This is a genomic window from Gordonia sp. SCSIO 19800, assembly GCF_018132775.1.
Lineage (GTDB): Bacteria > Actinomycetota > Actinomycetes > Mycobacteriales > Mycobacteriaceae > Gordonia > Gordonia hongkongensis.
The window spans coordinates 14,046-35,139 of the sequence record NZ_JAGRQM010000028.1; the positions used below are offsets into that span (position 1 = coordinate 14,046).

The window sequence follows — 21,094 nt, forward strand, 5'->3', positions numbered from 1 at the left end:
GATGGGGAGAACTCCCCTACCCGTGGGGAGAACTACCCACGGTGAAACCGCAGGTCAGCGACGTGCAGACGCGGCGGCTGACTCAGTCGGCCGCGTTTCGGGCCGCCTCGGCGTCGATGAGGGGGAGATCTTCTCGCGTGACGATGCGTGACGACACCGCGTACTCCACCAGTTTGGTCCGGCGGTTGCTCGCGAGTTTTCCGCCCCCACCGCGCATTCCGCTCACCCCGAGTTGATCGAGTTTGTCGCAGACGTTGTCGAGTTTGCGATTGAACTTGGTCAGCGGCCAGCCCAGCCGGCGCGCCGCCTGCGCCGACGACGGGATGGCACTCGAGCCGGTCCCCTCACGCCGCAGGATCTCCTCGGCCAGCACGATGATGAGCAGTTTCTGGCTCTCGGTAAGCGTCGGCACGCCCTGCGTCGTGTGCCCGCCGCTGTATTCCGGCCGCGTCACCGACTTCACCTGCGGTGCGCGGGCGAACAGACTCAGCTCGTAGGTCGTCGGGCCGGCGGTGAACACGATGGTCGTCTCACCGAAGACGAGCGGCATCCGCGCACCGGGGCCCAGGGTCGCCGAGAACCCGACGTCGCCCGCCGAGACGCTCGCCGACAGGTGCGTGCCGAGATTGGTGAGCCACCAGAGCCCGTTCTCGTTGTGTATCACCAGGAATCGGCGATGAAGATAGGGGTTGTCGTCGATGGACAGATCCGCTTCGCGGCCGATGAAGAACCGTCGGTCGGCGTCGAGCGCGATGCGCTCGCCGCAGTATTCGACGTAGGTCGCCCCGGCGTCCAGCGCGGCGTCGCCGGACTCTGCGGGTGGTGTCTCGGCCCGGTCCTGACCCGTGGTCATCAGTCCTCCGATCAGCTCGGGTCGGGGGCCGGAGCAGCTCCGGCGGCCTCTCCCTGCGCCGAGTCGTCGAGCGCGGGCATCGTGAGGGTCGGCACCGATTCGTGGACACTCACGACGATGACGGTGACGTTGTCGTGCGCGCCGAGCGCCAGGGCGGCGTCGACGAGCCGTTCGGCCGCCTGCCGGGAGTCCTCCGCATTGCGCAGGATGTCACCGATCTCCTCGTCGGGCAGCTCCCCGGTGAGACCGTCGGTACACAGCAGCAGCACATCCCCCGGGAATGCCGGCGTACTCGAGTAGTCGGCGACCGGGTCGACCATGCCCGCGCCGAGGGCGCGCGTGATCACGTTGCGGCGCGGGTCGGTTCGGGCCTGCTCGGGGGTGAGGAATCCGGCGTCGATGAATTCCTGGACCTGCGAGTGGTCGGTGGTGAGCTGGTTGAGCGAGCCGTTCTGGAAGCGATAGGTCCGCGAGTCGCCGATGTTCAGCACCAGCCAGTGCGGGCTCTGCTCGTGGGTGACGAGCACGATGCCGGTGGCGGTGGTACCCGCGCGTCGCTCGGTCTCGGTATCGATCTCGCCGATGCGCCGCTGGGCGGCGAGCAACAGATCGTCGAGTTGCAGTTGGGTCGCCTTGAGTTCACCCGCGCTGGTGGCCTCCGACAAGGTGAGCAGTGCGGCCTCGCTGGCCAGCTCGCCGCTGTCGTGCCCGCCCATGCCGTCGGCGAGCAGGTACATCCCCGGCAGCGCGAGTGCCGCGTCCTCGTTCGTCTCCCGGACTCGCCCCACATTGCACGCGGCGGACCACTCGAGCCGCAATTCACCCACGATGTGTGTGCCCGAGACCGAAGCGTCTCGAACGATGGTCGCCGCATCCATGATCAGCAGATACTACCGCCGCGAAGCCCCTGACCCGCCACGCATGTCGACTGTTCGGTCTCCGGCGTGTTGAGACGGGGCGCCGCGGCGGCCGGCGGTCGGTCTGACCACCTACGATTCGGACGAAGCGGTCACCAGCCGCGCTCGGCGAGGCGGTGCGGCTGCGGGATGTCGTCGACGTTGATGCCGACCATCGCCTCGCCCAGGCCGCGCGAGACCTTCGCCAGCACGTCGGGATCGTCGTGGAACGTGGTCGCCTGCACGATCGCCGCGGCCCGCTGTGCCGGGTTGCCCGACTTGAAGATCCCCGATCCGACGAACACGCCCTCGGCGCCGAGCTGCATCATCATCGCCGCATCGGCCGGGGTGGCGATCCCGCCCGCGGTGAACAGGGTGACCGGCAGCTTGCCGGCCTCGGCCACCTCGACCACGAGCTCGTAGGGAGCCTGCAATTCCTTTGCGGCCACGTACAGTTCGTCCTTCGGCAACGAGGTCAGACGCCGGATCTCGTCGCGGATCTTGCGCATGTGGGTCGTCGCGTTCGACACGTCGCCGGTGCCGGCCTCGCCCTTCGAGCGGATCATGGCCGCGCCCTCGGTGATCCGGCGCAAGGCCTCACCGAGATTGGTCGCACCGCACACGAACGGCACGGTGAAGGCCCACTTGTCGATGTGGTTGCTGTAGTCGGCCGGGGTCAGGACCTCGGATTCGTCGACGTAGTCCACCCCGAGGCTCTGCAGGATCTGCGCCTCGACAAAATGTCCGATGCGGGCCTTGGCCATCACCGGGATCGAGACGGCGGCGATGATGCCGTCGATCATGTCGGGATCGCTCATCCGCGACACCCCACCCTGGGCACGGATGTCGGCGGGCACCCGCTCCAGAGCCATGACGGCCACCGCGCCGGCATCCTCGGCGATCTTCGCCTGCTCGGGGGTCACGACGTCCATGATCACGCCGCCCTTGAGCATCTCCGCCATGCCGCGCTTGACCCGGGCCGTGCCCTGGCCGACCTCGGGAACGGTCGCGCCGTTGTGACTCACTGAAGATCTCCTCGTGTCGCAGTCCCGACCTGCCGCGTTCGCGGCGGCGGTATGCCCACCAGTCTAGGTGAGGGGCCGAGGGCCCCCGACGAGGGATCAGTCCGCCTGGCCTGGGGTGACGCGCTCGATGATCTCGAAGTACTCCGGGGGTGCCGCGTGGCCGCCGAGCCGCAGCCATCGAACGGGCCGTCGTTGCGCGAGGGCCCTGGTGTCACGCACGGCGTCGTTGTAGAACCGACGCGCCATCATCACCCGCGTCTCGGCGTCGGCGAGTTCGACGACGAGGGCCGCGGACCGACGATTCGGGTCGGTGCGCGCCAGTGCGGCCGACAGCGCGTTCTCGGCGTCCTCACGTGCCGACGGCGCGGCCCGCTCGGCGCGATCGGCCAGCGTGGCGAGCTCTCGCGCCTGGGCGGCGACGCCGTCGTCGACGGACGTGCGGGAGTTCGCGGCGCCGTCGCCGGCGATCATCTCCGCTGACACCGCACGCACGACCACCGCGCGCCGGTCGAGGTTCGATTCGAGCGCCTGGCGGGCGAGATCGACGCGGACGTTGAGCCGGTCGAGGCGGTTGGCCGTGTGGTAGGCCCATCCCGCCACGAGCAGCACGGCCACCACGCCGAGGACGATCCAGGTGGCCATCAGTCCGACACCACGACCGGACCGGCTCCCACGGTGACGGTGTCGTAGACCCGGAGGATCTGGTCGGCCACCCGCGACCAGTCGTACTTGTCGGCCCGAATACGTCCGGCGGCGACGAGGTCGCCGCGCGCCTCCGGGTCGGCGAGGAGTTCGACGAGGCCGGCGGCGAGTTGATCGGGGGAACCCGTCTCGACGAGTCGCCCGGCCCGGCCGTCGTCGAGCACCCGCCGGAAGGCGTTCAGGGAGCTGGCGATCACCGCCGCCCCGGCCGCCATCGCCTCGACCAGGACGATGCCGAAGCTCTCGCCGCCGAGGTTGGGCGCGCAGTAGACGTCGGCGGAGGCCAGCGCCCGCGCCTTGGTCGCGTCGTCGACCTGCCCCAGGAACACCAGGTGTTCGGCGAGTGGACCCGCCCGCCGCCGCAGCGCCGCCTGGTTGCCGCCGCCGACGACCAGGACCCGCACGTACGGGAACCTCTCCACGACCGCGGGCAGCGCACGCATGAGCACATCGATGCCCTTGCGCGGTTCGTCGAAACGGCCGAGGAACAGAATCGTTCCACCCGGGTGCGGATACCCCTCGAGAGGCTCGGCGTCGGCGAAGGACGCGACGTTGATGCCGTTCGGGATCTCGACGGCATCGGAGCCGAGTGACTCCATCTGCCAGCGACGCGCGAGCTCGGAGACGGCGATCTTGCCCGCGATCCGTTCGTGATACGGCCGTAGGATTCCCTGGAACACGCTCAGCCACAACGATTTCGAGGTGGCGGTGTGGAAGGTGGTGACGATGGGCCCGGAGGCCACCATCAACGACAGCATCGAGATGCTCGGCGAATTCGGTTCGTGGACGTGCAGGACGTCGAATCCGTTCTCGGCGACCCAGCGACGCAAGCGCAGGTAGCCCTTGGGACTGAAATTCACCCGGGAGACCGAGCCGTTGTACGGGATCGCCAGCGCGGGCCCCGCCCGGACGACGTAGTCCGGCAGTTCGGTGTCGCGGCCGGCCGGGGCGAGCACGCTGACCTCGTGGCCCCGGTCGAGGAAGACGACGGCGAGTTCGGTGACGTGGGCCTGTACACCCCCGGGCACGTCGAACGAGTAAGGGCAGATCATTCCGATTCGCATGGCACTCCCCTGGTCGTCGTCATGTCGGCGTCCCGTCCTGCTCGACGCGACCGCGCTGACGGTCGGTCCAGTCGCTCTCCCAGAGCGGCTGCAGCATGTGCCAGTCCGCCGGATGCGCGGCGATGTTGACCGCGAAGGCGTCGGCGAGGGCCTGGGTGGCCGTTTCGATCCCGCCGGAGACGTCGATCTGCTCCCCGCAGCACATCATCGAACGCGGCGCCTCCTCGAACCAATGATGGACGGGCATCAGCGCGGCACCGGTCTCCATCGCCAGCCGTGCGGACCCCGCCGGCATGCGGGTTCGTTCGCCGAAGAAGGTCACCGGAACCCCGTGCCGGGCGATGTCGCGTTCGCCGAGCAGGCACACGATGCCGCCGGCGCGGAGCCGGTCGGCCAGCTGCCCGAACGGGGGTTGCTCGCCGCCGCTCAACGGGAAGATCTCGAAGCCCAGTGATTCCCGGTAGGCGACGAACCGGTTGAACAGTGACTCCGGCTTCAGGCGTTCGGCGACCGTCGCGAACCTGCCGTAGTGGTGGACGAGCCAGACACCGGCCATGTCCCAGTTGCCGGTGTGCGGCAGAGCCAGGATGACTCCCCTACCCCGGGCCAGCGCGGCGTCCAGGCGGGCCCGGTCCTCGTCGGGGAGCGCAACGGTGGACGTGACGGTCGCACGATCCTGGGTCGGCAGGCGGAACGCCTCGCACCAGTACCGGGCGTAGGAGCGCATGGCGTCGGCGACGAGGTCGTCGGGCACCTGCGCGGGTTCGACGCCCAGGACACGGGCCAGGTTGCGGCGCAACTGGTCCGGGCCGCCGCCACGACGGCCCGCGTAGCTGCCGGCACGGTCGAACAGACCCCGCGCGGCCCGTTCCGGAGCCCACCGGACCGCGGCCCACCCGGCCCGGTATCCGAGGTCGGCGGCCATCGCGCCGAGATCGGTCATCGCTGTCCCGCGGGCGGGGTCTGACCGTCCGAGCCGGACGAGGGTTCGGCATCGCCGTTCTCGGATTCTGCGGGCTCGGTGTCTGCGGGTCCGGTGTCTGCGGGTTCGGAGGCGATGGGGATGAGGTCCCGCGCACCCGGCGACTGCGCGATCGACCACATCCGCTGCCCGACGGTGATGACACTGGCGACCGCGAGGAACCACATCGCGACGTGGATGGCCCACCACAGGCCGAGACCCGTGAGACCGGCGCCGACGAGCACGATGATCAGCCGGTCGGGCCGCTCGATGAGACCGCCGTCGCCGTACAGGCCGCTCGCCTCCGCGCGGGCCTTGGCATAGGAGATGACCTGGGAGGTCACCAGACAGATGAGGGTCGCGACGAGGAGCAGATCGTGGGGTTCGGTGACCGCGCACCACCAGGCGAGGCCGGCGAAGATGGCGCCGTCGGCGACGCGGTCACAGGTCGCGTCGAGAACGGCGCCGAATCGCGTGCCGCCGCCCCGGGCACGAGCCATCGCGCCGTCGAGCATGTCGAACATCACGAACAGCCAGATGACCAGCGTGCCCCAGAACAGCTCCCCCATCGGGAACAGCGTGAGGGCGGCTGCGACGCCGGCCAGCGTGCCGATCACCGTCACCGAGTCCGGCGTCAGCCCGGTCCGCAGGAGCGCCCGACCCATCGGGAGGGTCACCTTCGAGACCGATGCCCGACCCAGAATGCTCAGCATCGCCGAGTTCCTCCCCCATCTCGCGCCGCGTCGTGGCTCAGCGCTTCCCGATCGCTCTCGTCTGACATCGCCTCACCTGATCGCACCGGCACCCGATCGCTCACAGCGGGGTCAGTCGTCCAGCCGTTGCCAGGCGGTGGCCAGCAGTCCGCGGGTGTCCCGGAGCAACTGCGGCATGACCTTCGTCTCGCCGACGATGGTGATGAAGTTCGCGTCGCCCATCCATCGCGGCACGATGTGCTGGTGGAGGTGCTCGGACAACGAACCGCCCGCCGCGTAGCCGAGATTCAGACCCACGTTGAACGCGTTGGGGTTCGACACCGCCTTGATCGTGCGGATCATCCGCTGCGTGAACGCCATCAGTTCCGCGGACTCCGCGGCGGTCAGATCCTCGAGGTCGGCGACCTGCCGGTACGGCACCACCATGGTGTGCCCCGGGTTGTAGGGGTACAGGTTCAGCACCGCGTAGACGGTGTCACCACGCGCCACGATGAGACCGTCCTCATCGCTCATGGTCGGGATGTCGAGGAACGGGTGCCCCGTCTTCTCGGCCGGTTGCGGGTCGGCGATGTAGGTCATCCGGTGGGGACTCCACAGCCGTTGCAGGCGATCCGCCACACCGACACCCTCGTCTCGGATCTCGCCGGGCGCCTCACCGAACGCGGCGTCACTCATCGAGCGCTCCCGCCACCACGACCGTCTCCACCTCGCCGAGCGCGGCCTCGACCAACTCCTTGGTGGGCGACTCGTTGCGCCTGCTCCGGACCCACTCGACGATCACCGACACCGCATCGGCGACCGGTACGCCGTTGACCTGTGTGCCGTCGCGGAACCGGAAGCTCACCGCCCCGGCCTCGACGTCGCGTTCGCCGGCCAGCAACATGAACGGCACCTTGCCGGTGGTGTGGTTGCGGATCTTCTTCTGCATCCGGTCGTCGGAGGCGTCGACCTCGGCGCGGACACCGGCGGCGAGAAGGTCGGCCACCACATCAAATAGGTGTCCCTCGAACGCCTCCGCGACCGGGATGCCGACCACCTGGACCGGTGCGAGCCACGCCGGGAACGCGCCCGCGTAGTGCTCGGTGAGCACGCCGAAGAAGCGCTCGATGGAGCCGAACTTCGCCGAGTGGATCATCACCGGCTGCTGCTTGGTGCCGTCGGCGGCGGTGTACTCGAGGTCGAATCCGGCAGGCTGGTTGAAGTCGTACTGAATGGTCGACATCTGCCAGGTACGCCCGATCGCGTCCTTCGCCTGAACCGAGACCTTCGGTCCATAGTAGGCGGCACCACCCGGGTCGGGCACGAGGTCGAGACCTGATTCGACGCACACCTCTTCGAGGATGGCGGTCGCGGCGGCCCACTGCTCCGCGGAACCGATGAACTTCGGCGAGTCGTCGCGGGTGGACAGCTCGAGGTAGAACTCGTCGAGGCCGAAGTCGCGCAGCAGCCCGAGGATGAAGTCGAGCAGATGCTTGATCTCGTCCTTGGCCTGTTCCGGCGTCACATAGCTGTGCGAATCGTCCTGGGCGAACCCGCGGACGCGGGTCAGACCGTGCACGACGCCGGACTTTTCGTAGCGGTAGACGTGACCGAACTCGAAGAGCCGCAGCGGCAGTTCACGGTACGACCGTCCGCGCGACCGGAAGATCAGATTGTGCATCGGGCAGTTCATTGCCTTGAGGTAGTAGTCCTGCCCCTGGCGGGTGATCTCCCCTGTCTCGTTGCGTTCCTCGTCGACGTGGATCGGCGGGAACATGCCGTCGGCGTAGTACGGCAGATGGCCCGACAGGTGGAACAGATGCTCCTTCGAGATGTGCGGGGTGCCGACGTACTGGAAGCCGTTCTCGATGTGCTTCGCGCGGACGTAGTCCTCCATCTCGCGCTTGACGATGCCGCCCTTCGGGTGGAAGACCGGGAGTCCCGAGCCGAGCTCGTCGGGGAAGCTGAACAGGTCGAGTTCGGCGCCGAGCTTTCGGTGATCGCGCTTCTCGGCCTCCGCGAGCATCTCCAGGTGTGCGTCCAGCGCCTCCGACGATTCCCACGCGGTGCCGTACACGCGCTGCAGACCGGCGTTGGCCTGGTCGCCCCGCCAGTATGCCGCCGAGCTGCGGGTCAGCTTGAAGGCCGCGATGTACTTGGTGGTGGGGACGTGCGGTCCGCGGCACAGGTCGCACCAGATGCGTTCTCCGGTGCGCGGATTGAGGTTGTCGTAAACCGACAGTTCCCCGCCGCCGACCTCCATCACCTCGGCGTCGTCGGCGGCGCCCTTGTCGTCGATGAGTTCGAGTTTGAACGGCTCGCCGGCCAGTTCGGCGCGGGCCTCGTCCTTCGACTCGTACACCCGCCGCGAGAACCGCTGACCCGATTTGATGATCTGCTTCATCTTCTTCTCGAGGGCGGTGATGTCCTCGGGGGTGAAGGGTTCGGCGACGTCGAAGTCGTAGTAGAAGCCGTCCTTGATCGGCGGGCCGATGCCGAGCTTGGCCTCGGGGAACAGCTCCTGGACCGCCTGCGCGAGAACGTGTGCGGTGGAGTGCCGGATCACGCTGCGGCCGGCCTCGGTGTTCGCGGCGACCGGTTCGACATCAGTGTCGGCGTCGGGTGCCCACGACAGGTCGCGGAGATCCCCGCCCGCGTCACGGACGACGACGATGGCCTCCGGGCCCTTGTTGGGCAGCTCGGCCTCGCGCAGTGCGGTGCCCGCGGTCGTCCCAGCCGGCACACGGATCGTGGCGGGGCTGGTCACCTGGACGTCGTCGGGCACGGGGGCGCTCCTCGGGTTGGGGCGGACACGCGAAGACGCGTCCGGGTCGGACGTTTGCGCCTCTGATGGTATCCGCGACGGGTCGTCGTGGAGTGCACCCCTACCGTGTGCCCCTACCCGCGTCTCGAGTCGTCAGCCGAAGACGGGACTGGCCAGCCAGCTGTAGTCGAGGCCCACCCAACCGGCGACGGTGTTCAGGGCGCCCAGAACCCACAGGGTCGCGATGACGATCGCGCAGGTGCCGAGCCAGAAGATCGCCTGCACCGACCAGTGCTGATGACTCATCCAGTCCATCCAGGCGTCGTACTTCGCCCGCGCGAACTTCAGCAACCGGTGCGCCCAGTCGAACTCGGACGCCAGGATGCCCAGTCCGAGGAACACGATGAGCCAGCCCGGGCCCGGGTACGGGATCGCGACGATGCCGCACAGCAGGACGATCGTGCCGATGGTCCCGACCGCGATGCGGTACATGCCGTGCCACTTCGGGTTGCTGCGCACGACGTAGCGACGATGGCGTGCGCGGACGCGCAGGCGATGCCGGAGAGACCCGCGGTCCGCGTCGGCCGACGTCCGCGCGCCGCTCGGTGTGGACGCCTCGTTCACTCCCGACTCGCTCGCCCCCGGTGTCGGCATCGTCTCCCACCTCGTTCATTCGGCCCGCTGCGCACTTCGGCCCGGTGTTCGTCTCGGCCTGGAAAGTGACGTCCAGGCTACGCGATGCAGGTGTGGGCCTCCGGCCTCGGCAGGGTGGTCGAGCGGCGCCGTCGCCTCCGCCGCGCGCCGTCGATCAGAGTCGCGGACACGGTGACCGCGAGAAGCAGCGGATAGCAGCCCGAATACAGCACGACGAGCAGATCGCCCACGACGGAGTCGTCACCGTTTCGCGGCATCATGAAAAGCCCCAACGCGATCGCATGGTCGGAGGTGAGGTACGGCCCGCTGTCCCACCAGTGCCGCCACCAGGTGAACGTCAGCGCAGCCACGCCGGCCGGCGCGAGCCAGTACCACCACGTGCGAGCCGCGCTCCCCCGCCGCACCACCAGATCCAGCGCGACGACGAACAGCGGCACGCACCAGACCCAGTGGTGTCCCCACGCGAAGGGCGAGACCGCACACATGGTCATGCCGACAATCGTGGCCGCGAGGAGGTCGCGACCGTCGCGGTGGGCAACCACCGCGGCGAGCAGTCCGAGCGCGGCGACGACCAGCGCAAGCGGGAGCCACAGCCACGTCGGCGCGACGAAGACGGGTCCGCCGGGTGCGGGCTCGGCGAACCGCCCGATGTCGAAGTGCGACAACATCTGCGACACGAATCCGCGCACCGACTGATTGGCCGGCGAGTCGGCCCGGCCGATGCGTTCGGTGTCCGTGAGGTGGCGGGTCCAGTAGGCCCACGAGTCGGCGGGGACGGCGAGGAATCCGATCATCACGGTCGCCGCGAACGTCGCCAGCGCCGTGGCTGCCGCGCGCCACTGGCAGGTCACGAGCAGGTAGACGACGGCGAACAGGGGCGTCAGTTTGATCCCGGCGGCGATGCCGATAGCCACTCCGCGCCATCGAGAGTGCGTCCGGAGGAACACCAGGTCGACGAGGATCAGGATCATCACCAGGAGGTTGACCTGTCCGAGCCAGATGGTGGTTCGGACGGGTTCGAGGGCGGTCGACGAGATCGCGAGTAAGGCGGCGAACGTGATCAGGCGACCGTCGGGCCGGTAGCGCAGGCTGCGAAGGCACATCCCGATCACGCCGGTGAGCGAGGCGAAACCGATTGTCCACCAGACGATGTTGGCGACGGCCTCGGTGAGCAGAGCCAGCGGGACGAACACGACCGCGGCGAACGGCGGATAGGTGAAGTGCAGACGCCACAGGACGGGTGCGTCGTACAGCGGACCCGCGTCGAGCACGGTGGCCGCGCCCGCGCGATAGACGCGGGCATCAGTGGCGTTCTCGAAGAGCCCGTAGAACGGGTTGGCGATCGGGAACGCCGCGATGTGCCAGGCGATCACCCCGACCGCGACGACGGCCGCCACGACGATTGCCGCCGTCGGGATCCGTGCGGGCACAGGACGAGACGACTCCGGCAGATCGACGGCAGTCTTCGCGGCCACGCGGCGAGCGTACGCCCTGTCTGTGAGCTGCATCACGCGCAACGCCGTGGGGCGTGGTCGGTTGTTCGGTGGACAGCTGGATCGCGACGGTCCGTGCCGGACTACCGTTGACCTCGGTGGGTGACGAGATCACCTTGGGGACGACACCATGTCATCACTACGAGCAACCCTCGGCGTCGTACTGGTCATCGCGGCATCGTCGACGCTGACCGTCGCATGCGTCGGGGAAGGCATCGAGCCGGTCGCGATGACGCGCGACACCTCGTCGAGAACTGCCGACGGTCCGGTTCCACCGATCCACATCGCACTCGAGACCCCGTCCGAGGTCGTGCGCCCGCGGCTCGACCCCTGGCCACTCCCCGACGACTCTGCGCTACGACCCGACCAGCGGCGAGTGGCCGACATACTCATCGATCTCTCGACCGGGAACGACGGCGACGAGCTCGCGCAGCGGTCGACCTGCCGCGTTCTCGACGGCATCCAGTCACCGCCGGCCGACGCGCCGGGCTGGCAGGCGCGCATCGTCGCCACGGTGACGATGCGACACGGTTACGCGCTCCTCGCCGCGCCGTTGCAGCGGTCCGCGGACGCCGCGGTCGTCGTGCTGGCCCGGGCTCTCGACGACGTCGATGCGGTTGCGGGACAGCCATACCGGCCCGTGTTCGTTCAGGGATGCAGTCCATACTGACGCAGGTCGGTGATGCCGAACGGACGAAACGCTGGTGCGGCGATTACCACTGCCACCGCAAACCGGCGCTGCTCGACTGGCGGCAGGTGGCGATGCCGTCGGTCTGGTAGACCATCGCGCGAGCACCGAGCTTCGGGCAGGGTGTGCCGATTCGAACCTTGGGTGCGCGCGAGACCGCATGGCTGCGCCAGATGCCGTCGCCTTCTGGAGAGCAGTAGAGCTTGCCATCGGCGGAGTCCAGGCCGTACTCGTGCACGAAGCAAGGTCCGCCTTCGCGTTGGGCCGAAGTGGATTCCTCGTAGCGATGGGCGTGACGTGGGCATAGGTCTTGGGTTGCGTAGACCAGGAACAGTCGCTGCGTGTGCGCGGGCTGGTAGCTGCCGTCAGGGTTGTAGAAAATCCGCTCGGCAACCTGAGTGTCGCGGTATCGGTCCATGACGCCGCAGGCTCGGTAGCCTCCCGCCACCATCTCCGCGTCAGTGGTGTACCGACTGTTCGGCCAGGCAGCAGTGGGCAGCGTCCGCGCCTTGTTGACGAAGGCCTGTTCGGCAACCGTGATGGCTGATGCCTGCCCGACACCCACGAGCAGTCCCGCGACCAGAGCGAACGTGGCCAGGATTCCGATGATGAGTCGCTTCATTCGCAAAGCTCCTTGTGCGCGGCGTCGACGACGATGGCGGAGTTCTTCTTGCTGAGGAACAGCCCATCCGCTGTGTACATCTGGTGGGCGATGGAAGACGGTGAACGGCCTATTTTCAACTGATTGCACACCCAGTGGCCGGTATGAAGAGCATCGTCGGCTGTGGTGATTCGTCTGCTGCAACCGCTGGTGTCGTCGTCGGGATAGTCGAAGCAAGACGTCGCCCCAGGAGTTGTCGTGTAGATCCCGCGCGATTCCAGAACAGCGAGGTAGTCACCGGGTGCTGCCGAGGCGTCACCGGCACCGAGCGCGATGACGGCGGCCGACGCGAACACTGCAAGCCCGCCGAGCCAGTCACAGCGTCTGGTCATGTCACTCTCCAAGCGTCCGACTGCAGCTGTGAGCACTCATCGCCACATCTGCCGCCGCATCGTATCCATTGCATGACGGCAAAACCGGAGGTAGATGCGTTGTTCATCCGATCGACCGAACCCCGGGTTCCGGCGAGACGAGCGGGTGAGGTCGAACGAGAAAAGCCCCGCCGATGTCGGCGGGGCTTGTGGAACTGTGGTGGTCCCGGCTGGGATCGAACCAGCGACCTTCCCGGTGTGAACGGGACGCTCTTCCACTGAGCCACGGGACCGTGTCGGGCGCCTTCGGTCAGTGCCGGGGGCGCCTGCGCACGAGCCAGAAGATTACACGGGTTGCGCAGAAGTCCCAAATCACCGCGGTGGGCCACGTCACAAACGCCCCTACACGGCACGGGAGCGAATCACACGCTGGGGATTCACTCGCGGCCACGCCCCTGACCAGGCGATTTGGATAGTTCGGAAACCATCGCGTAAGTTTCTCTTCGCACCGCGAGCAGCACGATCCACAAGATCGCTCGTGGGCATGCGGATGTAGCGCAGCTGGTAGCGCATCACCTTGCCAAGGTGAGGGTCGCGGGTTCGAATCCCGTCATCCGCTCGGCGCGAGTCGACTCGCATCTGGTGGTGTGGCCGAGTGGTGAGGCAACGGCCTGCAAAGCCGTGTACACGGGTTCGATTCCCGTCGCCACCTCCACCGCTGCACAATTCCATACCCGCGCGATTAGCTCAGTGGGAGAGCGCTTCCCTGACACGGAAGAGGTCACAAGTTCAATCCTTGTATCGCGCACCACGACAAAACCCCCGGATCGCTCCGGGGGTTTTTCGTGGGCTCATCGGCCTTTCAGTTGCCCGCCGACCACTCGTCGACGATTTCCCCCAACGACGCCGCCGACGGACCTGAGGGCGCCGGCAGTACGGTCCGCGAGAACCGCGGTGCCGGCGCGGGCGCGATCACGTCGTCGACGCGCACGAACGAACCGCGTTGCACCGCGACCGGGTCTGCCGAGGCCTCGTCGAAGTCGAGAACCGGTGTCACACAGGCGTCCACACGGTCGAACACACTCCCCCATTCGTCGCGCGTACGCGACCCGAAGCGGGCTTGCAATGCCGCGCTGATCACCGGCCACGAGGCCCGGTCCCACCGGTCGGGCAGGTCGCCGATGCCGAGGGTGTCGATCAGGTTCCGCCAGAACTTCTCCTCGAGCGCGCCGACGGCGACGAACTTGTCGTCGGCGCACCGATATGTCGCGTAGAACGGCGCCGAGCCGTCGAGGAGATTGCCCTGGTCCCGAGACCCCCAGCGTCCGGCGGCCTTCCACGACCACTGCAGCGCGCCGAGCAGTCCGGCACCGTCGACCATGGCGGCGTCTATGACCTGGCCTCGGCCGGTGCGCGTGCGGTCGTGCAGAGCGGCCAGCACGCCGACGACGAGCAGCATCGATCCCCCGCCGAAGTCGCCGACGAGCGAGAGCGGCGGCACCGGCGGGGCGCCGGCCGGACCCATCGCCTCGAGCACACCGGTGACCACCAGGTAGTTGATGTCATGTCCGGCGCTCGCGGCACGATCCCCGTCCTGACCCCATCCGGTCATGCGCGCGTAGATGAGTTGCGGTGCGTCGGAGCAGATCTCGGGACCCAGTCCGAGACGTTCCATCACGCCCGGCCGGAACCCCTCCACGACGATGTCGGCGCGCCGGATCAGCTCTCGGATGCGGGCCACGTCGTCGGGGTCCTTGACGTCGGCGTCGACGGTGCGTCGCGACCGGTACAGACCGGCGTCGGCATCCGGGATACCGTCGGGCCCGGGCAGATCGGGGCCGGGCCGCCGGATCCGGATGACGTCGGCGCCGAGATCGGCGAGCAGCATGCAGGCGTGCGGGGTCGGCCCGAGTCCGGGCATCTCGACCACCCGCACGCCGGCGAGTGGTCCGCTCACGACGTCGGACGATGGTGGAGAACGCCACCGATCGTGAAGTCGACGTAGTCGCGGACCAACTGGTCGACATCGTGGGAGTCGTTGAGCCACCAGCTGATCCCGTTCATCAGGTCCAGCACCGCGATCGCCGACTGGTGTGGGTCGCGGACCTCGAACAGCCCCAGTCGGGCGCCGGCGGCGATCACATCGCGAATTCGACGCTGGTAGTACTTCCGATAGTCGGTGACCACCCGTCGGTGCTCGGGTGTCAGCGCCGACAATTCCCGAAGGGCGACAAGGTGTTCCACCCGGTGCCGCGCCAGGCGCCGGACGTGGGCCTCGATCAGGTTCGTGAGCCGTTCGACGGGACCGCCCTCGGCGTCGAGCAGCAGCAGATCCTGCTGGGGATCCTCGGTCATCCGCAGCGCGATGGCGTAGAGGATCTCCTCCTTGGACTGAAAGTGGTTGTAGAGGCTCGCACCCCGCATACCGACCGCCTGGGCGATGTCACGCATCCCCGCGTTGGAGTAGCCGTGATCGGCGAAGTAGCGGGCCGCGGCCTCGACGATCTCGTCGCGGCGTCGGCGGGGCCGCCGCGCCGGCGGCGTCCGGTCTTCGTCGGTGGCAGCGTCGGCGTCGATCTCAGCCCTGACCGGTTCCATAGGCCTTCCTCAACTCGCGTTTGAGCAGTTTGCCCTGGGCGTCGGTCGGCAACGCGTCGACCACGTGGACCTCCTTGGGCACCTTGTACGATGCCAGGTCGGTTCGGCAGTACTCACGGATGTCCGCGCCGGTGTGTTCCGCGCCGGCGCGGAGCACCACGAATCCGGTGACCGCCTCCGACCAGTAGGGGTCGGGCAGCCCCACGACGGCGGCGCGCTCGACGTCGGGGTGCGCCTGCAGGACACGCTCGACCTCTTGCGATGCGACGTTGAACCCGCCGGTCTTGATCATGTCCTTGCGCCGGTCGCGGAAGAACAGGTTGCCGTCGGCGTCGATGCGGACGATGTCACCGGTGTGCACCCAGCCACCCTCGAAGACCTGCGCGGTGCGCTCGGGGTCCTTGAAGTAGCCGAGCATGACCGACGGTGTGCGACACAGCAGCTCGCCCTCTTCGGAGTCGTTGCCGTCGGCGTCGACGACCCGGACCTCCAGGTGCCCGACCGGCTTGCCGATCCAGGTCGGGTCCTGGTCCGGTACGTCTTCGAGCCGCCGGAACCAGCCGACCGAGCCGAGCTGGGTCAGCTCGGACTGTCCCCAGTATGTGCCCCAGACGGACTCGGGTGTGGCCGCGGCCCACGCGTCGACCGCGTGCGGCGACACCTGGCCGCCGTAGGTCAGGCAGCGACGCACCGTACCCACGGTGTCGGGGCCGAAATCGGGGTGATTGGCCAGCGCGATGAAGAACGTCGGCGTCTGCGCCAGGACGGAGATCTTCTCGTCCCGGATCATCCGCAACGCCGTCGCCGGGTCGACCGCGGCCGGCAGGACGAGGGTGGCACCCAGCAGCGTCAGCGACGTCAGCGAACCGATCCCGGCGATGGTGTGGAAGGGCATGACGTAGAGCCACACGTCGTCGTTGCGGCAGCGAAGTCCCCATGTGTACGCGGGCGAGGTGGAGATGAGGTAGTTGCGGTGGGCGATCTCGACGCCCTTGGGTGTCGACTCGGTCCCGCTGGTGTAGACGATCATCGCGAGGTCGTGTTCGTCGACCTCACACTCCGGTTCGGAGTCGTCCGCCGCGGCCACCGACTCGTCGAAGGAGTTCCACGAGTTCCCCTCGGCGTCGCCGACGACGAGGACCGAGATGCCGAGACTGTCGGCGATGGGGCCGGCCAGCGCGGACAGCGGTTGTTCGACCACCAGCACCGTCGGCTCCAGGTGGCGGAGCTGTTGTGCGACCTCGCCTTCGCGGAACATCGGGCTCACGCCGGAGTACGCGGCGCCGACCTTGAGGGCGCCGTAGTAGGTGGCGACCGTCTCGACCCGGTTGCGACTCATCACCGCAACGCGATCCCCGCGCCCGACGCCGAGGTCGAGCAGCACATGGGCGACCCGGTTGGCCATCGTGTTCAGCTCCGCGTACGAGGTCGACGTACGACCGCCTTCCGCGTCGTAGGCCACGATCGCCGGGGTCGAACCCTGGGACCGGGCCAGGCGACGCAGCTGGTCACCGATGGTGGCCCGGCCCAGCATCGAGGTCTGTGCGGGAGAGAGAGCGCGCGTCGAGGGGTTCACGGCGGGGGCGCTCACGCGAACATCCGGTTGTCGAAGCGGTCGAGGAAGGCGATCTCCTCGACCGGGGTCCGGGACAGCTTGCGAGGGAAGTCGTCACGCGGATAGCCGACGGCGATGTGGGCGGCGGTGAGATAACCCTCGGGGATGCCGAGGAGGTCCTTCACCTCGTTCTCGGCAGCGCACAGCAGGGTCGTCAGCGCAGTGGCCACGCCTTGCTGCCGAAGCGCGAGCGTCAGGTTCTGCACGCTCGGATAGATCGACGCCCCGCCGACGACGCTGAGCCTGCCCAGTTCGTGGTCGGTCGGGTGCAGTCCGTCCATCTCGGCGCACACCACGATCAGGGCGGGCACCTCGGCGAGGTGGTGCGCAAAATAGTTGGCGCTCTCCACGGTCTTGGGGATGGCGCCGACCTTCTTCGACCCCTCGACGACCGCGGCGTAGTAGCCCTCCCAGAACGGCAGGTACAGGTCGGCGAGAGCCTTCTTGGTCACCTCGTCGCGGACGACGACCCAACGGACGGGCTGGCGGTTGCCGCCCTGCGGGCCGAATCGCGCGTCGTCGAACGCCCGGTACAGCACCTCGTCCTCCACCGGACGGTCGCTGAAGTAGCGGCAGGTGCCCGTCGTGCGCATTGCCTCGCTGAGATCCATGTCAATCCTCCGTGCTCACTAACCATTGTTAGTATGACTGAGGACACAGTGACACAGCTCGTTTTCGCCGTCAAGGCCCGTCAGTTCAAGTAAAACGCGGTGTTGACGACGCACTACTAACAGTGGTTAGTTTTATCCATGACATCTGTTTCGCTGCGTCCGGAGACGCGACCGACCACAGCGGAGATCCGGGCATTCGTGGCGGCGGGCAACATCCCGACCCTGCTCGCGGTCCTCGTGGAGATGACGGGTGACCACCGGTGGATGGCCGATCGATTCCGCCCGACGCGGAGCCGAGGCATGGACGACAACTCCTCGGGCGGGCTCGGAGAGGACGTCCAGCAGGAGATCCGCGCGGCGGTCGTCGACGCCCTCGAGGACTGGTACGACCGTGGCCGGCCTGCGCGGAAGCCGGCCGACGAGGCACTCGTCGCATCGTTGATGTCGTTCACGGCGGGCGAGCAGGTGGCCCCGGAATTCGCGCCGATGATGACCGAGATCGTCCGTGGCGACCTCCGGGATATGCATCTGCCGGCGTTGCCCGATGATCTCGCCACGTCGATGGACGCGCTGGTCATCGGCGCCGGTGTGGCCGGCATGCTGATCTCCACGCAACTCGCCGGAGCCGGCGTCGAGCACACCGTGCTGGAGAAGAACGACGAGGTCGGCGGCTCGTGGTACGAGAACCGGTACCCCGGCGCCGGCGTGGACACGCCGAGCTACCTGTACTCGATCTCGTCCTTCGACCACCCGTGGTCCACGCACTTCGGCAAGCGCGACGAGGTGCAGGGCTACCTACAGGCCTTCGCCGACCGGCACGCGGTGCGCGATCGCGTCCGCTTCGGCACCGAGGTCCTATCGGCTGCCTACGACGCCGAGACCCAGCGCTGGACGGTCCACGTCCGTAACCGCGAGGGCCACCAGGACACCCTGACCGCCCGGATCCTCATCAGCGCAGTCGGTCTCCTCAACCGCCCCAAGCTTCCCGAACTTCCGGGGATGGACGACTTCACCGGTTCGATCTTCCATTCCGCACAATGGCCGGACGAACTCGACGGTCCCGGCGCGCTCACCGGCAAACGGGTCGCCATCGTCGGATCCGGTGCCAGCGCGATGCAGATCGGGCCGGCCATCGCCGATCGGGTCGGATCGCTGACGATCTTCCAGCGCTCGCCGCAGTGGATCGCGCCGAACGATGACTACTTCGCGCCGGTCGGCGACGACGTGCACTGGCTGATGGACAACCTCCCCGGGTACCGGGAGTGGTACCGCGCACGGCTGTCGTGGATCTTCAACGACAAGGTCCACTCGACCCTGCGCATCGACCCGGACTGGCCCGAGCCGACCGCGTCGATCAACGCCGTCAATCACGGTCACCGCGAGTTCTACCTGCGCTACCTGCGCAGCGAACTGGGTGACCGCGACGACCTCATCGACCTGTCGACTCCCGACTACCCGCCCTTCGGCAAGCGGATGCTGTTGGACAACGGCTGGTTTCGCATGTTGCGTCGGCCGAACGTCGAGCTGGTTCCACACGGCGTCGAACGGGTCACCTCCGATGGACTCGTCGACGGCACCGGCACCGCCCACGACTTCGACATCATCGTCTTCGCCACCGGATTCCACAGCGACCGCTACCTCTACCCCATGGACATCGTCGGACGCAGCGGGCAGAACACCGTCGAGGCGTGGGGTGATCACGACGCGTACGCCTACCTCGGGATCACCGCACCCGACTTCCCCAACCTGTTCATCCTCACCGGGCCGAACACCGCACTGGGACACGGCGGCAGCTTCATCAGCATCCTCGAGTACCAGGTGCGCTATGTCTGCGACGCTCTCCGCGCGATGATCGAGAACCGGCTGGGCGCACTGGAAGTCCGGCGGGACGTCACCGAGGAATACAACGACGCCGTCGACCGCGCCCACGCGCAGATGGTGTGGACGCATCCGGCGATGACCAATTGGTATCGCAACCCCGACGGACGCGTCGTCGCCGTCCTGCCATGGCGGATCGTCGACTACTGGGCGCGGACGCGCAGTGTCGACCTCGACGATTTCGTCGCCGAACCCCTCGTCGACTGACGCGACTACCGTGGCTGTCATGACGCCCCTCATCTCCGCCACCGATCTCGCCGCCCGCCTCGGCGAGGAGAATCTCCGCATCGTCGACGCCACCGTCCATCTGACCTTCGATGCCGACGGCGCACACGTCGCCTCCGGTCGGGAGACCTATCTGGCCGGGCACCTGCCCGGCGCGGTGTTCGCCGATCAGATCACCGACCTCAGCGACCCCGACGGCGAAGCACCGTTCGCCGCCGCAGACTCCGCGCGTTTCGCCGACGCGGTCGGCCGCCTCGGCATCGGCGACGACTCCACCGTCGTCGTGTACGACACCGCCAACGGCATCTGGGCCACGCGACTGTGGTGGCAGTTCGGACTCGAGGGCTTCGACGACGTACTCGTCCTCGACGGCGGATACGCCGCCTGGACCGCGGCCGGCCTCCCGGTCGAGACCGGCGAGGTCACGACCACCCCGGCTTCGTTCACCCCGCGCCGCCGGCCCCAGCGGATCGTCTCCACCGACGAGGTCGCGGCCGCCACCGGCGAGTCCTCCGTCCTGCTGGTCAACGCGCTCGACCGGGAATCGTTCGCGGGCGGCCACATTCCCGGCAGTGTCAACGTGCCGTTCGCCGAACTGGTCGACGACGCGGGGCGCCTCCGGCCGCTAGAGGAGTTGCGCGAACTGTTTGCAGATGTCGGCGCCCTCGACCCGTCGGTACGCCCGGTCACGTACTGCGGCGGCGGAATCGCTGCCACCGCTGCGGCATTCGCACTGCACAGCCTCGGACGCGACGACGTCGCGGTCTACGACGGATCGATGAACGCCTGGACCGCCGATCCGGCTCGGCCGCTGTCGTGACCGATCCCGGTATCGCCGACCTCGCCGATGTCACCGTCGAGGTCGTGACCGACCCCGCAGCGGCGGCGGGAGTCGCCGAGGTCGCCGCCATCACGTTCCCGCTCGCGTGCCCGCCGCACGCAACGCCGGCCGACATCGAGAGTTTCGTCGCCGACAATCTGCGGGAGAACAACTTTCGTGATCACATCGCCGATCCGACTGCGGACGTCCTGGTCGCGCGCGACGGTGTCGGCGGACCGATCCTCGGGTACGCGCTGGTGATGCATCGCGACCCGACGCACCCCGACGTGTGTGCGGTCGTGACCGAGCGTCCGGTGAGCGAGATCTCGAAGATGTACGTGCTGCGCGACCATCATTCGCGGCAGGGCGCGACTCCGTCTCACCTGCTCATGGGTGCCGCGCTCGATCGCGCACGGTCGCACGGCAGCGCTCTGGTGTGGTTGGGCGTGAACCAGCTCAACGTCCGGGCCCAGCGGTTCTACACGAAGATGGGTTTCGAACGCGCCGGCGCGAAGACCTTCACCCTCGGTGACAGCATCGAGCACGACTACGTGTTCACGCAGCGGCTGTGAGCCTTCGGTTC

Annotated in this window: 21 protein-coding genes and 4 tRNA genes; 7 read left to right on the forward strand and 18 right to left on the reverse strand. The window is 68.0% G+C overall.

The window, feature by feature from the left end:
* Window positions 1–82 precede the first annotated feature (82 nt).
* The 11 genes from KB201_RS22250 to KB201_RS22300 form a co-directional block, all read right to left on the reverse strand.
* Window positions 83–853 carry an FHA domain-containing protein gene (locus KB201_RS22250; RefSeq protein ID WP_078112331.1) on the reverse strand — a complete coding sequence of 257 codons (771 nt, stop codon included), beginning with the start codon at window positions 851–853 and terminating at the stop codon, window positions 83–85.
* Between the two features lie 11 nt (window positions 854–864).
* Window positions 865–1,731: a PP2C family serine/threonine-protein phosphatase gene (locus KB201_RS22255; RefSeq protein WP_058250263.1), complete on the reverse strand. Its 867-nt coding sequence runs from the start codon at window positions 1,729–1,731 to the stop codon at window positions 865–867.
* Window positions 1,732–1,862: 131 nt separating this feature from the next.
* Entirely contained in the window at window positions 1,863–2,774 is a 912-nt protein-coding gene (gene pdxS / locus KB201_RS22260; protein ID WP_058250262.1) for a pyridoxal 5'-phosphate synthase lyase subunit PdxS, read from the reverse strand.
* A 96-nt stretch (window positions 2,775–2,870) separates the two neighbouring features.
* Window positions 2,871–3,416: an NUDIX hydrolase gene (locus KB201_RS22265; RefSeq protein ID WP_058250261.1), complete on the reverse strand. Its 546-nt coding sequence runs from the start codon at window positions 3,414–3,416 to the stop codon at window positions 2,871–2,873.
* Window positions 3,416–4,540, reverse strand: coding sequence for a glycosyltransferase family 4 protein (locus KB201_RS22270; RefSeq protein WP_211540499.1), 1,125 nt, complete (start codon window positions 4,538–4,540; stop codon window positions 3,416–3,418). Before KB201_RS22270 ends, KB201_RS22265 begins: the two co-directional genes overlap by 1 nt.
* A gap of 19 nt (window positions 4,541–4,559) precedes the next feature.
* Entirely contained in the window at window positions 4,560–5,483 is a 924-nt protein-coding gene (locus KB201_RS22275) for a phosphatidylinositol mannoside acyltransferase (protein WP_211540500.1), read from the reverse strand.
* Window positions 5,480–6,214 (reverse strand): phosphatidylinositol phosphate synthase, encoded by a 735-nt coding sequence (pgsA, locus tag KB201_RS22280; protein WP_211540502.1) that lies wholly within the window; start codon window positions 6,212–6,214, stop codon window positions 5,480–5,482. Before pgsA ends, KB201_RS22275 begins: the two co-directional genes overlap by 4 nt.
* A 111-nt stretch (window positions 6,215–6,325) precedes the next feature.
* A complete protein-coding gene (locus tag KB201_RS22285; protein WP_058250257.1) occupies window positions 6,326–6,889 on the reverse strand; it encodes an HIT domain-containing protein in 564 nt (187 codons plus the stop codon).
* Window positions 6,882–8,978 carry a threonine--tRNA ligase gene (thrS, locus tag KB201_RS22290; RefSeq protein WP_211540503.1) on the reverse strand — a complete coding sequence of 699 codons (2,097 nt, stop codon included), beginning with the start codon at window positions 8,976–8,978 and terminating at the stop codon, window positions 6,882–6,884. Before thrS ends, KB201_RS22285 begins: the two co-directional genes overlap by 8 nt.
* Before the next feature lie 132 nt (window positions 8,979–9,110).
* Window positions 9,111–9,611, reverse strand: coding sequence for a TIGR02611 family protein (locus KB201_RS22295; RefSeq protein ID WP_211540504.1), 501 nt, complete (start codon window positions 9,609–9,611; stop codon window positions 9,111–9,113).
* A gap of 77 nt (window positions 9,612–9,688) precedes the next feature.
* A complete protein-coding gene (locus KB201_RS22300; RefSeq protein WP_307848117.1) occupies window positions 9,689–11,086 on the reverse strand; it encodes a glycosyltransferase 87 family protein in 1,398 nt (465 codons plus the stop codon).
* A gap of 148 nt (window positions 11,087–11,234) precedes the next feature.
* Here KB201_RS22300 and KB201_RS22305 point away from each other — a divergent pair, with 148 nt between their 5' ends.
* The gene (locus tag KB201_RS22305; RefSeq protein ID WP_211540505.1) at window positions 11,235–11,774 is read left to right on the forward strand and encodes a hypothetical protein; all 540 of its coding nucleotides are present in this window, start codon (window positions 11,235–11,237) and stop codon (window positions 11,772–11,774) included.
* A gap of 43 nt (window positions 11,775–11,817) precedes the next feature.
* On the opposite strand, the gene KB201_RS25015 is transcribed toward KB201_RS22305, so the two are convergent.
* The 3 genes from KB201_RS25015 to KB201_RS22320 all read right to left on the reverse strand — a co-directional run bounded on the left by KB201_RS25015 (window position 11,818) and on the right by KB201_RS22320 (window position 13,057).
* Window positions 11,818–12,414, reverse strand: coding sequence for a DUF732 domain-containing protein (locus KB201_RS25015; protein ID WP_249146312.1), 597 nt, complete (start codon window positions 12,412–12,414; stop codon window positions 11,818–11,820).
* Complete coding sequence (locus KB201_RS22315; protein ID WP_211540507.1) at window positions 12,411–12,785, reverse strand: DUF732 domain-containing protein; 375 nt, start codon at window positions 12,783–12,785, stop codon at window positions 12,411–12,413. The genes KB201_RS25015 and KB201_RS22315 overlap by 4 nt, the downstream gene beginning before the upstream one ends.
* Before the next feature lie 197 nt (window positions 12,786–12,982).
* Window positions 12,983–13,057, reverse strand: a tRNA-Val gene (locus tag KB201_RS22320).
* A gap of 253 nt (window positions 13,058–13,310) precedes the next feature.
* Between KB201_RS22320 and KB201_RS22325 the strand changes: the two genes are divergently transcribed.
* The 3 genes from KB201_RS22325 to KB201_RS22335 all read left to right on the forward strand — a co-directional run bounded on the left by KB201_RS22325 (window position 13,311) and on the right by KB201_RS22335 (window position 13,575).
* A tRNA-Gly gene (locus KB201_RS22325) sits at window positions 13,311–13,383 on the forward strand.
* 22 nt (window positions 13,384–13,405) lie between these two features.
* A tRNA-Cys gene (locus tag KB201_RS22330) sits at window positions 13,406–13,479 on the forward strand.
* A 21-nt stretch (window positions 13,480–13,500) separates the two neighbouring features.
* A tRNA-Val gene (locus KB201_RS22335) sits at window positions 13,501–13,575 on the forward strand.
* A gap of 51 nt (window positions 13,576–13,626) precedes the next feature.
* Here KB201_RS22335 and KB201_RS22340 read toward each other — a convergent pair.
* The 4 genes from KB201_RS22340 to KB201_RS22355 are packed head-to-tail and all read right to left on the reverse strand — an operon-like array spanning window position 13,627 to window position 17,588.
* Window positions 13,627–14,721, reverse strand: coding sequence for a CaiB/BaiF CoA-transferase family protein (locus tag KB201_RS22340; protein WP_211540509.1), 1,095 nt, complete (start codon window positions 14,719–14,721; stop codon window positions 13,627–13,629).
* Window positions 14,718–15,362, reverse strand: a complete 645-nt coding sequence (locus tag KB201_RS22345; protein ID WP_065632091.1) for a TetR/AcrR family transcriptional regulator — start codon at window positions 15,360–15,362, stop codon at window positions 14,718–14,720. The genes KB201_RS22340 and KB201_RS22345 overlap by 4 nt, the downstream gene beginning before the upstream one ends.
* Complete coding sequence (locus KB201_RS22350; protein ID WP_211540513.1) at window positions 15,343–16,953, reverse strand: class I adenylate-forming enzyme family protein; 1,611 nt, start codon at window positions 16,951–16,953, stop codon at window positions 15,343–15,345. Before KB201_RS22350 ends, KB201_RS22345 begins: the two co-directional genes overlap by 20 nt.
* A complete protein-coding gene (locus tag KB201_RS22355; RefSeq protein ID WP_137808758.1) occupies window positions 16,950–17,588 on the reverse strand; it encodes a nitroreductase family protein in 639 nt (212 codons plus the stop codon). The genes KB201_RS22350 and KB201_RS22355 overlap by 4 nt, the downstream gene beginning before the upstream one ends.
* 138 nt (window positions 17,589–17,726) lie before the next feature.
* Here KB201_RS22355 and KB201_RS22360 point away from each other — a divergent pair, with 138 nt between their 5' ends.
* From KB201_RS22360 to KB201_RS22370, 3 genes are read left to right on the forward strand one after another with little or no spacing between them, the layout of a single operon-like run.
* On the forward strand, window positions 17,727–19,673 hold the full coding sequence (locus KB201_RS22360; protein WP_211540514.1) for an NAD(P)/FAD-dependent oxidoreductase: 1,947 nt from the start codon (window positions 17,727–17,729) through the stop codon (window positions 19,671–19,673).
* A 19-nt stretch (window positions 19,674–19,692) separates the two neighbouring features.
* A complete protein-coding gene (locus tag KB201_RS22365; RefSeq protein ID WP_078112321.1) occupies window positions 19,693–20,511 on the forward strand; it encodes a sulfurtransferase in 819 nt (272 codons plus the stop codon).
* Window positions 20,508–21,083 (forward strand): GNAT family N-acetyltransferase, encoded by a 576-nt coding sequence (locus tag KB201_RS22370; protein WP_374193968.1) that lies wholly within the window; start codon window positions 20,508–20,510, stop codon window positions 21,081–21,083. Before KB201_RS22365 ends, KB201_RS22370 begins: the two co-directional genes overlap by 4 nt.
* Window positions 21,084–21,094 lie beyond the last annotated feature (11 nt).

Bases quoted from the DNA above. Each gene is read 5' to 3' on its own strand.
- KB201_RS22250 (WP_078112331.1), bottom strand. From the start codon at position 853: ATGACCACGGGTCAGGACCGGGCCGAGACACCACCCGCAGAGTCCGGC.
- KB201_RS22255 (WP_058250263.1), bottom strand. From the start codon at position 1,731: ATGGATGCGGCGACCATCGTTCGAGACGCTTCGGTCTCGGGCACACAC.
- KB201_RS22265 (WP_058250261.1), bottom strand. From the start codon at position 3,416: ATGGCCACCTGGATCGTCCTCGGCGTGGTGGCCGTGCTGCTCGTGGCG.
- KB201_RS22270 (WP_211540499.1), bottom strand. From the start codon at position 4,540: ATGCGAATCGGAATGATCTGCCCTTACTCGTTCGACGTGCCCGGGGGT.
- KB201_RS22275 (WP_211540500.1), bottom strand. From the start codon at position 5,483: ATGACCGATCTCGGCGCGATGGCCGCCGACCTCGGATACCGGGCCGGG.
- pgsA (WP_211540502.1), bottom strand. From the start codon at position 6,214: ATGCTGAGCATTCTGGGTCGGGCATCGGTCTCGAAGGTGACCCTCCCG.
- KB201_RS22285 (WP_058250257.1), bottom strand. From the start codon at position 6,889: ATGAGTGACGCCGCGTTCGGTGAGGCGCCCGGCGAGATCCGAGACGAG.
- KB201_RS22295 (WP_211540504.1), bottom strand. From the start codon at position 9,611: ATGCCGACACCGGGGGCGAGCGAGTCGGGAGTGAACGAGGCGTCCACA.
- KB201_RS22305 (WP_211540505.1), top strand. From the start codon at position 11,235: ATGTCATCACTACGAGCAACCCTCGGCGTCGTACTGGTCATCGCGGCA.
- KB201_RS25015 (WP_249146312.1), bottom strand. From the start codon at position 12,414: ATGAAGCGACTCATCATCGGAATCCTGGCCACGTTCGCTCTGGTCGCG.
- KB201_RS22315 (WP_211540507.1), bottom strand. From the start codon at position 12,785: ATGACCAGACGCTGTGACTGGCTCGGCGGGCTTGCAGTGTTCGCGTCG.
- KB201_RS22345 (WP_065632091.1), bottom strand. From the start codon at position 15,362: ATGGAACCGGTCAGGGCTGAGATCGACGCCGACGCTGCCACCGACGAA.
- KB201_RS22355 (WP_137808758.1), bottom strand. From the start codon at position 17,588: ATGGATCTCAGCGAGGCAATGCGCACGACGGGCACCTGCCGCTACTTC.
- KB201_RS22360 (WP_211540514.1), top strand. From the start codon at position 17,727: ATGACATCTGTTTCGCTGCGTCCGGAGACGCGACCGACCACAGCGGAG.
- KB201_RS22365 (WP_078112321.1), top strand. From the start codon at position 19,693: ATGACGCCCCTCATCTCCGCCACCGATCTCGCCGCCCGCCTCGGCGAG.